Origin of the sequence: Kribbella sp. NPDC023855 (genome assembly GCF_040639475.1) — a bacterium.
Taxonomy (GTDB): Bacteria; Actinomycetota; Actinomycetes; order Propionibacteriales; family Kribbellaceae; genus Kribbella.
Genome location: NZ_JBFAAA010000002.1, coordinates 336,753 through 349,601 on the forward strand (window position 1 = coordinate 336,753; position 12,849 = coordinate 349,601).

The window sequence follows — 12,849 nt, forward strand, 5'->3', positions numbered from 1 at the left end:
CTTACCGTTGGTCGGTTTCCTGAGCCTCGATTGCCTCTTGGTAGCTGTGGTGGCCGGGGTCCTCGAGGCTGTCGTAGCCGACCAGGAACTGCGGCCGCCGCTGGCTCGACTGGAACAGCCTGGCGACGTACTCGCCCAGCAGGCCGAGGCAGAGCAGCTGGATCGCGCCGATCACCCCTACTGCGAGCACTGTCGACGTCCAGCCCGGGATGCTGCGCCCGGCCAGCTTGATGACCAGTGCACCGATCACCACAGCGCAGGACAGCAGTCCGCCGAGCAACCCGAGCCAGGTGGCCAGCCGCAGCGGTGCCGCCGAGAAGGCGGTCACACTGTCGAAGGCCAGCCGGAACATCTTCGACCAGTTGTACTTCGTGACGCCTGCCGCGCGCTCGGCTCGCACATAGGCGACCTCGGCACTCGGGAACCCCAGCCACGGGATCACCAGCCGGAACACCCGGCCGTCCTCGGGCAGACCGTTCACGGCGTCGACCACCCGGCGCGAGACCAGCCGGAAGTCACCAGCGTCGAACGGGATCTGCTTGCCGACCAGACGGCACATGAGCCGGTAGTACATGCGGGCGGTCGTTCGCTTCGGCCAGGAGTCACTGGAGCGGTCGGAGCGGACGCCGTACACGACGTCGACGTCCTGGTCCCGGGCAGTGGCGAGCAGGTCGGCGATGACCTCGGGCGGGTCCTGCAGGTCGGCGTCGATGGTGACCAGGTACTCCCCGCGCGCCCGCCGGAAGCCGGCCGACAGGGCCGCCTGGTGACCGGAGTTGCGGAGCAGCCGGACCAGGCGGAGTTGCGGCCAGCTCGCCGCGGCCTCGGTGACCAGCGCGGCCGTCCTGTCCCGGCTGCCGTCGTCGATCACCAGGAGCTCGTAGCTGATGCCGAGACCGTCCAGCAGGGGGTGCATCCGCTCGAAGAAGATCGGCAGCACCTCTTCCTCGTCGTACATCGGCACGACGACGGACAGAACAGGCTGACTGGCTGGCATTACGAGACCTCCTTGCCGGGAGGCTACTCGGGCCTCTGCGCGGATAGGGTGCCCTGGTGTCAATCGTGACGGGCGACCCGCCCGGCAGCCTCGCCGAACGTAGGCGTGAGGCAGCCGTGCGGCGGGAGAGCGCCCGTCAGCTGGAAAAGGCCCGGGAGATCGAAGAAGCCCGGCTGCGCGAGGCGGTTCGGCTGCGGGAGTCGGCACGGAAGCGGCGGGCCGTCATCCGGCCGCCGCTGCCGCCGCCGCGGCAGACCCCGGAGACGCTGACTGCGCGGCTGGTGAAGGCTGGTGCCGGGGTTGCGCTGGCAGGGCTGGCGATCTGGTTGATGGCAGGGCACGCGTCCGGGGACAGCATCGTGGCGCTGCTGCGGTTCTGGGTGTTCGGGCTGACTCTGCCCGGCTTGATCCTGTGGCGACTGGCCAGCCCGCTCCGGCACAACCTGATCGAGGACATCGCGGCCGGTTCGCTGGTCGGCGTCGCCGCTCTGATCCTGGTCTACCTGGCTGTCTCACCACTCGGCCTGCAGCAGTGGGCGTGGCTGTGGGCTGCGCCCGTCCTCCTGGCTGCTGTCTCCGTACCGAGCTGGCGCAAGCGAGTGACGAGCAAGGTCGACCGTCCGGTGCATCCGTTGACCGCCTGGTTGATCGTGCTGGCCTGCGCACTGCCGCTGTACGGCACTGGGCGCTACCGCAACCTGGTGCCGGCGCCGTACACGGATGCTCGCTCCAACTCGCCCGACATGGCGTTCCACCAAGCCCTGTCGGCCAGTGCGAAGTACGACTTCCCGCTGCAGGCGCCGTACGTCCGTGGCGAGCAGATGGACTACCACTACTTCTGGCACCAGTTCACGGCCGCCACTTCCTGGGCGACCGGCGTCGACCTGACCGATCTGGTCTACACGATCGGCTGGGTGCCACTGCTGCTGGCCGGAATCGCGCTGATTTTCGCGCTCACCGACCGGCTGGCCCCGAGCTCACGCTGGGCCGGCCCGCTCGCCATCGCGGTCGCGTCCGTCGGCGGTACGGTCAGCGTTTATCCACAGGCCTCGCTGCTGTCCGAGGGCTTGATGAACTACGTCTGGGGCAGCCCGACGCAAAACCTCGGCGGTGCGCTGATCACGCTGCTCGCGATCCTCGGGATCGACCTGCTGCGCGGCCGGAACGCACCCGGTACCTGGGTGATGTTCGTCGTGATCGCCGCCGCCGCTTCCGGTTCCAAGGCCACCGTGCTGCCGCTGGTGATCTGCGGGCTCGGACTCGTCGTCTTCGTGCGCCTTTGCTACGGCCGGCTGGCGAAGGCCGCAGTACTCATCGCCGTGGTGCTGGGCGGGGTGTTCGCGGCTTCGATCGTGGTGGTGTTCGGCATGCACTCGTCCGGGCTCGCGGTGAAGCCCTGGGTGACGTTCGCCAAGATCGGCATCTACCCGCTGATCGCCGACCCGCTGCCGTCCGGTCAGTTCGACCACGGCGCGATGTGGATCAGCGCCATCACCGCTTGTCTCGGCCTGGTGCTCGGCACCGCGGGACTCGTCGTCATCACCGGTACGGCGGCCCGCTGGTTCCGCGATCCGGGCATGATCTTCCTGGTCGGCATCTCGATCGCCGGCTTCTGCGCGATGGTGCTGACCGACCAGCCGGGCACCAGCCAGCTGTACTTCCACCGCACCGCCGTACCGATCATCGCCGCGCTGGCCGCGGCCGGGGTGTGGATGGTCGTCTTCTGGTTCGCCGACAAGCGCTCCGAGCTGATCGTGCTCGCATCGGTCGTCGGCGGCGTGGGCGCAACGGCAGCAGCGCGGGCAATCGTGAGGTCTGGTGCCGAGCCGTTCAGGAAGGCCGATGGGTCGCTGACCGGGCTGATCGGTCCGTGGGTGTGGACGATCGGGCTGCTGCTCCTGGTCGCGGCCGTCGTCACCGGCCTGTGGAAACTGGCTCACCGGCGAGGGCGGCCGACCCGGATCGCGCTGGCCTCGTTCGTCCTGGCCGGGATGGGCGCGGGACTGTTCCTCCCGGTGCAGGCGATGGCGCAGTACAAGCCGGTCACGCTCGCGCCGCAGACGGACAAGCAGTTGCTCGGGCCGACCAAGAGCCAGGCCGACGCGGCGCGCTGGCTGCGTGAGCACGCGGCGCCGGGCGAGCTGATCGCAACCAACGCGCACTGCGCGATGAAGAACACGATCGGCTGCGACGCACGGCACTTCTGGATCTCGGCGCTGTCCGAGCGGCACGTCCTGCTCGAGGGCTGGGCGTACACGAACACGCTGAACGACCTCGTCGCCGGCACTGGGATGGGCCCGAACTCGCTGCCGTTCTGGGATCAGCCCAGGCAGCAGGAGAACGACATCGCCTTCGTCGCCCCGACCAGGGACAACCTGCGGGTCCTGCGGGAGAAGTACGGCGTCCGCTGGCTCTACGCGGACCCGACTCAGACGATCGTCTCAAGCGCATTGAACAGTCTGGCCACGTTGCGCTTCAAGGCTCCTGACGCACTCGTCTACGAACTCCCCTGAGTGACAGTCCGCCTACGCATAGGAGCCGTTGCGGCACTAGGGTGACCCGCATGCACTCCAGGGCTCGACGGCGCGGGCCGAGGGAAACCGGCGCGGGCACCCTCGCCGGGCGGATGGCGGCGCTGCCGGTACTGCTCCTGGTCCTGGTGTTGCTGCTCGCCCGGGCGCCTCTGCTCGACGTGCTCAGATTCGGTCTGTTCCTCGCGGTCGGCGTGACCTTGCCGGGCGTCGTGCTCTGGCGGCTGATCGGCGCGTATCGCGGCAGCCTGGTCGAGGATTTCGCGGCGGGTTTCGCGATCGGGACGGCCGTCCAGCTGATCGTCTACCTGGCCAGCGCGTCCGTGGGCCTGCAGCAATGGTCGTGGGGATGGGCGCCGATCGTGCTCGTCCTGGCCCTTCTGGACCGCGATGTGCGCAACCGGATCTGGCGCCGGGTAGAGGCACCGCTGACACCCTGGACCGCCTGGTTGCTGTCGCTGGCGACGTCACTCGTGCTGTTCGCGATCTACCGCAAGGGCCCGGAGCGCTACGCACCGGCGTACGTCGATCCGCTGGTCAGCGATCCGGGGATGGCGTTCCACCACGCGCTCGCGGCCAGTGCGAAGGCCGACGTACCGATTGTGCCGTTGTGGATCGGTGGCGAGCCGATGAAGTTCCACACGTTCTTCCACCAGATCACCGCGGCAACGTCGTGGGCGACCGGGGTGGAGCTGACGCCACTGATCTACGCGCTGGTCTGGTTGCCTTTTGCGCTGGCTGGGTGCGCGCTGGTCTTCGCCGTGACCCAGCGGTTCACCGGTGTTGTTTGGGCCGGACCGCTTGCCGTGCTGGTCGCAGGGCTGGGCGGTGCGCTGGAGCCACTGCACGATGTCTCGGTCGGTGGCGTCTCGATCCTGGCCGGGGCCTACCTGAGTCCGACCCAGAACCTGGGCCTGATGTTCGCGCTGCTGCTGGCCTTGCTAGCCATCGATGTACTGCGGAAGCAGGCGCCGCGGAGTCGTTGGCTACTCCTCATCCTGGTGACGCTGGCCGCGGCCGGCGCCAAGGCGACCGTGTTGCCGATGGCCGTCTGTGGCTTCCTGCTGGTGTTCCTGTTCCGGCGGTCGACCAAGGCCGCGTTCTTCGGTGTGCTGATCGCGTTGGGCCTGTTCGTCGGATCGGCGATTGTCATCTTCGGTGGCGAGTCGTCCGGGTTGCAGGTGAAGTTCGGCGACCTGTTCGTGCAACTGCCGCCGTACGAGTCGATCCGGGCGGGGGTCTCTTCGGATGGCCGGGCGCAGCTGATCAGCGCGGCGGTCATCCTTGCCGCCTGGGGGTTGGCTGTTGCCGGAGTCCTGTTCCTGCGGCGTTTCTGGCGGGATCCGGGTGGGATCTATGTGGCCGGCTTCGCGATCGGCGGGTTCGCGGGCGCTCTGGTGACCAACCAGCCGCTGTCGTTCTACCGGATGGCGTTCCCGTTCCTGGCCGTGCTGTCGTGCGTGGGGCTGGCCAGGTTGGTCGAGCGGCTGGACGACCAGCGGAGCGGCGTACTGGTTGCTGCGTCGGCCGTGCTCGGGTTGGTTGGCTGTGGCTTTGCCCGGTGGGGTGCGGCGGATCTACGGGGTGTCAAGGAGCCGTTGCTCTGGACGCTCGCCGCCTTGCTGGCTGCAGGTCTGGTAGTCGCCGTGGGTTGGAAGGTGGGTCGGCGCGGTGGTGGTCTGCCGACGGCGGTCTTCGCCACTGTCGTTGCCTCCTGCATGGTCGGTGCTGCGGCCCTGCCACTGGTCGGGCTGGTATCGGGGCAGGCGAGTGATGTCGTCTACGGCAGGCCGGCGCGAGGCGGTCCCACCGCGGCCCAGGCGGATGCTGCTCGGTGGCTGAAGGAGAACAGCTCACGCGACGACCTGATCGCCACCAACGCGCACTGCATCGTGCGGCGCGGTGACTCGTGCGACAGCCGGCACTTCTGGATCGCGGCCCTGGCCGAGCGCCAGGTGCTGATCGAAGGCTGGGTCCGGACCAACAGGTCCAGCCGGATCTCGGCGACCACGGGTACCGACCCGGCGCAGGTGCCGTACTGGAACAAGGACCAACTGGCCGCCAACGACGCCACCTTCATCTCGCCGTCGGTGGCGATCATCGAGCGGCTGCGCAAGCTGGGCGTGCGCTGGCTGTACGCCGACAACCTGGCCGGCGAGGTGTCGCCCGAGCTGAAGCAGTTCGTCCGCCTGCGCCACGCGACCCTGGACGCGACGATCTACGAGATCAGGTAGCTGCGTCTAACAGCCGCAGGAGCGTATCGGCGACCCGGACTCTCCCCCGGCCGTCCACGAGCTTCCACCCGGCTTGAGCAAGCTGTGCTCGCTCCTGCGCGTCGGTGAGGAGCGTCCGGAGTACTGCGGCCGCAGCTGTGGGGTCTGCCTTCAGCTCGGCGAGCGTGCCGACCCCTGCGGCCGCACCGGTGGCCACTGCTCGCTCATAGCCCAGCTCCTGGTTGTCCACGACGCACACCAGGCCTGCGGTGGCCCCGAGGCACAGGAGCTCCCAGGTCGAAGTACCGGAAGCACTGATGACCAGGTCGGACTCCACCACCGCCTGGGCGAGTTGCGACGTCGGGCCGATCACCTGGACTCGCTGGTCCTGTCCAAGCGCTACTGCGGCGATCGCCTTGGCCAGCTCGTCGCCCGGAGCCACCACAGTCGCGTCGAAGGGAGCACCTGACGCCGCCAGGGCCTGTACGACGTACGGGCCGGCTCCGTAGGCGTCAGTGCCGCCGAAGAACGCGAACACCTTCGGGGTGCCGGACGGCCGTAGTACGGGTGGCTCGACCGGCCGCCAGGCGAGCACCTCGTCGCGCAGCAACACGTAGTCGAGCCCCGCCAGCCTGACGGCCCCCTCGGGCAGGACCGGCTGGTCGAACTCGGCCCGAAGGTTCTGATCGACCAGTACGTCGGCGTCAGCGCCCCTGAGCTCGCCATCCACGATCGCCAGCGTGGGCACCCCGGTCCGGCGTACTGCGCTGAACACCTCGCCCGGCAGGTCGTAGGAGTCGAACACCACCGCATCCAGCTTTAGCCGCCCGAGCATTTCCACGTGCTCACCAGGCGTCCACACAGCCGGCTCGACCGGAATTCCACGCTCGGTGATCTGCGCATCGACCCACGGAACCGTCGGGCTGTCGCACACGAACACCACGTCCACCCCGCGCGCCCGCAACTCCTCCGCGAACGCCAAGCACCGCATCACATGCCCGATCCCCCGCCGGACCCCGACATCACACCGAACCCCGACCCGCACCATCCGCTCCACGCCCAGACGGTATCCGGTCCCCCGCGCCAGCTAAGGTACGGACTTGCGCGCAGTGATCGCGTGGTCCGGAAATGTGGCTCAGAAGGGTCTGACGTGTCCATCCTCACCGGCTCCGACATTCTCGTCACCGGAGGCACCGGGTCCTTCGGTCGGGCCTTCATCCGGTACGCCCTGGAGCGCCTAGATCCGCGTCGGGTGATCGTGTTCAGCCGCGACGAGTTGAAGCAGTGGGAGGTCCGGGCCCAGTTCGGCGACGACCCGCGGTTGCGGTTCTTTCTCGGCGACGTCCGCGACCGGCCCCGGCTGGTGCGGGCCATGCACCGGGTCGACTACGTCGTACACGCCGCCGCGCTGAAGCAGGTCGACAGCGGTGAGTACAACCCGTGGGAGTTCGTCCAGACGAATGTGATCGGCTCGCAGAACGTGATCGAGGCCGCGATCGACTCCGGGGTCAAGCGGGTGGTCGCGCTGTCCACCGACAAGGCCTCCAGCCCGATCAACCTGTACGGCGCGACGAAGCTGACGGCGGACAAGCTGTTCATCAACGGCAACCACTACGCGGCGGCGTACGACACCCGGTTCAGCGTGGTCCGGTACGGCAACGTGATGGGCAGCCGGGGCTCGATCATCCCCAAGTTCCGCGCGCTGCACGCGGCCGGCCAGTCGCTGCCGATCACCGACCTGCGCTGCACCCGGTTCCTGATCACGCTGCCCGAGGCGGTCCGGTTCGTGGTCGACTCGTTCGAGCTGATGACCGGCGGCGAGCTGTACGTGCCGCGGATCCCGTCGATGAAGGTGACCGACCTGGCCGAGGCGATCGCGCCCGGCGCCACCATGCACGACATCGGCCTGCGCCCGGGCGAGAAGCTGCACGAGGAGATGATCAGCCCGGAGGAGGGCCGGCGCGCGCTGGTGCTCGGCGGCCGCTTCGTCCTGCAGCCCGATCTCGCCACCTGGGGTTACACCCCGCCGGTCGAGGGTCAGCCGGTCACCGACGGCTTCCACTACGCGTCCGACACCAACGACCAGTGGTACTCCATCGACGAGATCCGCAAGATCCTCGAGAACGACTGACCGTGTCCGAGTCCTCTCCCACTCCGCCGCTGCTTCCCTACGGTCGCCAGTCGATCTCGGCCGAGGACATCGAGGCGGTCACAGCCGTACTGCGCGGTGACTGGCTCACCACCGGCCCGGCCGTCGCCGCCTTCGAGGCCGCGATCTCGGAGCTCACCGGCGGACACCGCGCGGTCAGCTGCACCTCTGGCACAGCCGCCCTGCACATGGCGTACGCCGGGCTGGGCGTCGGCCCCGGCGACGAGGTGGTGACCACGCCGATGACGTTCGTGGCGACCGCGTCTTGCGCGGCGATCCTCGGCGCGAAGATCGTCTTCGCCGACGTCGAGGAGGACACCGCGCTGATCGACCCGGCCGCCGTGGACGAGGTCGTCTCAGAGCGGACCAAGGTGATCGCCGCCGTGGACTACGCCGGCCACCCGGCGGACTACGCGGCCCTCCAGCCGATCGCGGATCGGGTCGGCGCGGCGACCCTCGACGACGCGGCCCACTCGGTCGGCGGATTCGCCGACGGCCGCCCGGTCGGCGATCTGGCCGACGTGACCACGCTGTCGTTCTTCCCGACCAAGAACCTCACCACCGGTGAGGGTGGCGCGGTCGTCGCGAAGGACCCGGCCGTCGCCCAGCGGGTGCACGAGTTCCACTTCATCGGCCTGGTCCGCGATCCGGCCCGGTTCGAGATCACCGACGAGGGCCCGTGGCACCAGGAGGTGCACGAGTTCGGCGTGAACTACCGGCTGACCGACGTCGCTTGCGCCCTCGGGTTGTCCCAACTCCGTCGGCTGGCGGCCTTCAAGCAACGCCGGGCAGAGATCACGGCGAAGTACAACGAAGCCCTGGCCGGCGTCGACGGCCTCCGTACTCCGGTGCAGCGCCCCGGCGTCGATCCTGCCTGGCACCTCTACCCGGTCCGCGTCCTTGGCGGGCGCCGACGCGAGGTGTTCGAGGGGATGCGCGCGGCCGGCATCGGCGTCCAGGTGAACTACATTCCTGTCTACTGGCACCCCGTCTTCGCCAAGCAGGGCTACCAGCGCGGCCTGTGCCCCAACGCGGAGCAGTTCTACCGCGAGGAGCTCTCGCTGCCGATGTTCCCCGACCTGACCGACGCGGACGTCGACAGGGTGATCGAGACATTGACGAAACTGGTGCGGTGACAAGCTTGTTGATGGTTGGGGCAGAGATGCTCAACTGGTCTGATCTGCGGCCTACGGACGGGCCCCCGGCGACTGGCGGGCGAGCCACGGGCGCGTTGCTGGCTGCGACGTTGCGGCCGACGGACAAGGTGCTCGTCGCGGGCCCGCATTCGCTGCAGGTGCTCGAGCTGATCGCGAGCAGGACCGCGTCGGTCGACGTACTGGTCCGCTCCGCGCCCGATGCCGAGCAGATCGCGCGGATCGTCACCGGCCGCGTGTACTGCGGCGCCCTCGACCGCTTCACCGGCACCGACCTGTACGACGTGGTCGTCGCGCTCGACGGACTGCCCCGGCTGATCGGCCCCGACTCCTCAGCAATGGAGTGGACGGATGGCCTCGCTCTCCTCAAAGCGCGGATGGCTCCCCGCGGCCGGCTGCTCCTGGCGGCCGAGAACGCCTTCGGGATCGAGCGGCTGATCCAGCCCGACATCACCGCGACCGTGCCGCGCAATGCGGACTGGCCCGGCGTCGTCGACGGCGCTCTGACCGCGCCGGTCGGATTGGCGGCCATCCAGGCCGCTCTCGGAGTGTTGGCCGACAGAATGACCGTTTACGCCGTCTATCCCGACTTGGTGAGCGCGGATCTCGCTTTGACCGAGCCGCGTGGATCGCTGACAGCCGCGGCCATCGCCCGGTCTGTCGCCGCTCGCTACAACGGGCCCACGTTGATGGATCCCTACCGTCTGGTCCAGGACGCAGTGGCCGCCTGTCTCGGGCTGGAGCTCGCACCGGTCTGGTACTTCGTGATCGGCGACACCGCTCCCGCGGTCCTCCCCGCCAACGCAATCCCTTCGGGGGAAGGCGTTCTGCTCGAAGAACAGTTGCTGGCGGCACTCAAAATCGACGACCAGGCCGCGCTTCGCAGTACTGTGCCGGCCTATGTCTCGTGGCTGGCTTCGCTGGACGCGCAGTCGGCGGCGATCGCCTCGCCGGACAACGTGATCACGGACGGTACGGCGTACCGGCTGTTCGGTAGTGGTGTGGTGGTTTCGGGTGGCGCGGTGGAGCATCTGGCCCGCTTCGTCCGGCGCGCGCAGGAAGCGGGCTCTCGGCAACCATGGGCCGGTGACACCCAGGCGCTGACCGCCCGGCTCGCTTCGATGGCCGGGCTCGAGGTGACCGGTGAGCTGACCGTTGCCATCGACAACCTTCGCCCGCAGGGGCAGGCCGAGCAGCTCGCCACCATCGCGCGGCTGTCGCAGGAGCTGGCCGACGCGAACGAGCAGGCGACCTGGTTCGAGAGCCAGCTGGACGGGATCCGGCGGTCCCGGCCGTACCGGATCGGCCATGCGGTGCTCAATCCGGCCCGGGTCGTCGTGAAGCGCCTCCGGCGGCTCTGATGCACCACGCCAACCACTTCTACGGCCACGCGCACGTGATGGCGAAGTACGCCGGACTGCGGGGTTCACCGCGGATCTGGGGCTACCTCCAGCACGGCTGGAACATCCTTGACGGGTTCGCTTACAACACCGCCTTCGTGGCCGGGATGCCGAAGTTCGTCTGGTCGGACAGCGTCCGGCGTCGCGGCTGGTCGATGGGGCTGCGCAACCACTCGGTGATCGGCGCTCCCTGGCTCTATCTACTCCGCATGCATCCGGAGCTGGCGACTCCGGCGAAAGATGCGGCCGGCACCATCTTCTATCCGTTCCACGGCTGGGAAGGCCAGCACGTGCTCGGCGACCACGGCCGGATCGTTGCCTCGATCAACGAGCACGAGCAGGGCCCGGTGACGGTCTGCCTGTACTGGAACGAGTACCAGAAACCGGAGATCCGGCAGGTCTACGAGCAGGCCGGCTTCCGCGTCATCACGCACGGCTATCGCGGCCTGCACTGGCGCAAGATCGACCAGGACTTCCTGCTCAAGCAGCTCAAGGAGCTCCGCAAGCACCGCCGGGTCGCCTCCAACCGGCTCAGCTCCGCGGTTCTGTACGGCGCCTCGCTCGGCCTGCAGCCCGGCGTCTACGGCGACCCGATGCTGCTGGAGAACGAGCACCCGTCGTTCGGCGGCCAGGCGCGAATCAAGCGTTTGTGGCCCGAGATGGACCAGCCCTACGTGCCGCTGGAACTCGCTCGCGACTTCACCGACACCGAACTCGGGGTGGAGAATCTCGCCCACCCGGCCGAGATCCGGGAAATGTTCCAGTGGAAGGCTCACTCGTGAAGATCGGCATCATCACCCAGGCTCGCGCGACGAGCACCCGGCTGCCGGCCAAGGTGCTGCTCACTGCGGGCGGACGGACCTTCCTCGAGTACCACCTGGACCGGCTGGTGGCTAGCGGGCTGCCGGTGATCGTCGCGACTACCACCAATGCGGACGATGATCCGATCGTCGAGCTGACCGAGAAGGCTGGGCTGCCGGTCTTCCGGGGCAGCGAACACGACGTGCTTTCCCGCTTCGCCGGCGCGGCTTCGCAGTACGGGCTGGACGGGGTGGTCCGGGTCTCCTCGGACTGCCCGCTGATCGACGCCGAGGTGGTTGCCGCCGGGGTTGAGCGCTGGCGCGCGGAGAACGACGAGAACCTGTACCTCTCGAACTGCCTGGAGCGGACCTATCCGCGCGGGATGGACTACGAGGTGTTCTCGACCGCCCGGCTGCTGGACGCCGACGCTCACGCGACGCTGGCCCCGGATCGGGAGCACGTGACGCCGTACTTGCACCAGAACCGCCCTGGGGACGTCCGGTTGCTGAACCTGCCGTGGAGCGGCGGCGGCGCGCAGTACCGGCTGACGCTGGACACCGAGGACGACCGGCTGCTGCTCACCGAACTGCTCGAGAAGTACGGCGCGAGCAGCCTCGGATGCGCGGATCTGGTCGCGATTCTGGCCGAACATCCCGAACTTGTCGCGCTCAACGCGCACATCGAGCAGAAGAAGCTCGGCGAGTGACGTCGCGCGAGGCGGTGGCTACGGCATGATTTACGGTGATGACCACCGATGACTCAGACCGCGCGCACTCCTTCGGCGCCGTCGCGGCCGCGTACGACGCGGGCCGGCCGACGTTCCCTGCCGACGCGCTGACCTGGATCCTCGGTCCGGGGCGGCTGCAGATCCTCGATCTCGGGGCCGGCACCGGCAAGCTCAGTCAGGTCGCCGCGGCGCTCGGGCACGACGTCGTCGCGGTCGATCCGTCCGAAGAGATGCTGTCCGTCTGCCGCAAACTGCCCGGCGTGGACACGATGGTCGGCGCCGCCGAGTCGATCCCGCTCGCGCACGCCTCGGTCGACGCGGTGATCGTCGGCCAGGCCTTCCACTGGTTCGACCACTCCCGCGCACTGCCCGAGATCGCCCGGGTACTGCGCCCGCACGGCGTCCTCGGTCTGCTCTGGAACAACTACGACACGGTGGTGCCGTGGGTCCGCCGGCTGCACCGCGCGATGATCGGCGAGGACTTCCTGGCGGTCAACGACGAGTTCGACCCGATGCCGGTACTGCTCCAGTCCGACCTGTTCTCGATGGTCGAGACGGCCCGGTTCCGGCACTGGCACGACCTGGACCGGACCGGCCTCAAGCAACTCGCCCAGTCGCACTCGCGGGTCGCAGTACTGACCGAGTCGCGGCGGGAGTCGGTGCTGGAGCAGATCGACGCCATCTACGACAGCACCGCCCGGCCGCCGGAGCCGCTGCGGATGCCGTACTTCACCAACTGCTACCGGACCCGTCCGAGCGACCTGGCGAACTACCGCCGGACGCTGGCGTGAAACCGCTCTCCGCCCGCTGAGAACTTTTTGGTTGCATTCGGACACATTTCGCCTACCAGCCGCTAAGTTGCACCTGTTCGCGTTCC

10 protein-coding genes are annotated in these 12,849 nt (G+C 68.6%); 8 read left to right on the plus strand and 2 right to left on the minus strand.

The genetic code is table 11. The annotated features are described in order from the left end of the window. Nucleotide 1 precedes the first annotated feature (1 nt). Nucleotides 2-997, minus strand: a complete 996-nt coding sequence (locus AB0F51_RS07280) for a glycosyltransferase family 2 protein (protein ID WP_360275433.1) — start codon at nucleotides 995-997, stop codon at nucleotides 2-4. A 56-nt stretch (nucleotides 998-1,053) separates the two neighbouring features. On the opposite strand from AB0F51_RS07280, the gene AB0F51_RS07285 reads away from it, so the two are divergent. Beyond that, nucleotides 1,054-3,510: a hypothetical protein gene (locus AB0F51_RS07285; RefSeq protein WP_360275436.1), complete on the plus strand. Its 2,457-nt coding sequence runs from the start codon at nucleotides 1,054-1,056 to the stop codon at nucleotides 3,508-3,510. A 50-nt stretch (nucleotides 3,511-3,560) separates the two neighbouring features. Next, nucleotides 3,561-5,762, plus strand: coding sequence for a hypothetical protein (locus tag AB0F51_RS07290; protein ID WP_360275438.1), 2,202 nt, complete (start codon nucleotides 3,561-3,563; stop codon nucleotides 5,760-5,762). Here AB0F51_RS07290 and AB0F51_RS07295 read toward each other — a convergent pair. Next, complete coding sequence (locus AB0F51_RS07295; protein WP_360277236.1) at nucleotides 5,755-6,789, minus strand: spore coat protein; 1,035 nt, start codon at nucleotides 6,787-6,789, stop codon at nucleotides 5,755-5,757. The two genes, AB0F51_RS07290 and AB0F51_RS07295, sit on opposite strands and share 8 nt — an antisense overlap. 102 nt (nucleotides 6,790-6,891) lie before the next feature. Between AB0F51_RS07295 and pseB the strand changes: the two genes are divergently transcribed. From pseB to AB0F51_RS07325, 6 genes are read left to right on the plus strand one after another with little or no spacing between them, the layout of a single operon-like run. Continuing rightward, nucleotides 6,892-7,872 (plus strand): UDP-N-acetylglucosamine 4,6-dehydratase (inverting), encoded by a 981-nt coding sequence (gene pseB / locus AB0F51_RS07300; RefSeq protein WP_360275440.1) that lies wholly within the window; start codon nucleotides 6,892-6,894, stop codon nucleotides 7,870-7,872. 2 nt (nucleotides 7,873-7,874) lie between these two features. Then, nucleotides 7,875-9,026, plus strand: coding sequence for a UDP-4-amino-4,6-dideoxy-N-acetyl-beta-L-altrosamine transaminase (gene pseC / locus AB0F51_RS07305; protein WP_360275443.1), 1,152 nt, complete (start codon nucleotides 7,875-7,877; stop codon nucleotides 9,024-9,026). Further along, complete coding sequence (locus tag AB0F51_RS07310) at nucleotides 9,023-10,405, plus strand: hypothetical protein (RefSeq protein ID WP_360275446.1); 1,383 nt, start codon at nucleotides 9,023-9,025, stop codon at nucleotides 10,403-10,405. Before pseC ends, AB0F51_RS07310 begins: the two co-directional genes overlap by 4 nt. Continuing rightward, the gene (locus AB0F51_RS07315; RefSeq protein ID WP_360275448.1) at nucleotides 10,405-11,226 is read left to right on the plus strand and encodes a hypothetical protein; all 822 of its coding nucleotides are present in this window, start codon (nucleotides 10,405-10,407) and stop codon (nucleotides 11,224-11,226) included. The genes AB0F51_RS07310 and AB0F51_RS07315 overlap by 1 nt, the downstream gene beginning before the upstream one ends. Beyond that, nucleotides 11,223-11,951 carry a glycosyltransferase family protein gene (locus tag AB0F51_RS07320; protein WP_360275451.1) on the plus strand — a complete coding sequence of 243 codons (729 nt, stop codon included), beginning with the start codon at nucleotides 11,223-11,225 and terminating at the stop codon, nucleotides 11,949-11,951. The genes AB0F51_RS07315 and AB0F51_RS07320 overlap by 4 nt, the downstream gene beginning before the upstream one ends. Before the next feature lie 38 nt (nucleotides 11,952-11,989). Continuing rightward, entirely contained in the window at nucleotides 11,990-12,763 is a 774-nt protein-coding gene (locus tag AB0F51_RS07325) for a class I SAM-dependent methyltransferase (protein ID WP_360275454.1), read from the plus strand. Nucleotides 12,764-12,849 lie beyond the last annotated feature (86 nt).

What these genes read in the sequence shown, in the direction of transcription:
- AB0F51_RS07280 (WP_360275433.1), bottom strand. Translation starts at nt 997, where the DNA reads ATGCCAGCCAGTCAGCCTGTTCTGTCCGTCGTCGTGCCGATGTACGAC.
- AB0F51_RS07290 (WP_360275438.1), top strand. Translation starts at nt 3,561, where the DNA reads ATGCACTCCAGGGCTCGACGGCGCGGGCCGAGGGAAACCGGCGCGGGC.
- AB0F51_RS07295 (WP_360277236.1), bottom strand. Translation starts at nt 6,789, where the DNA reads ATGGTGCGGGTCGGGGTTCGGTGTGATGTCGGGGTCCGGCGGGGGATC.
- AB0F51_RS07315 (WP_360275448.1), top strand. Translation starts at nt 10,405, where the DNA reads ATGCACCACGCCAACCACTTCTACGGCCACGCGCACGTGATGGCGAAG.
- AB0F51_RS07325 (WP_360275454.1), top strand. Translation starts at nt 11,990, where the DNA reads ATGACCACCGATGACTCAGACCGCGCGCACTCCTTCGGCGCCGTCGCG.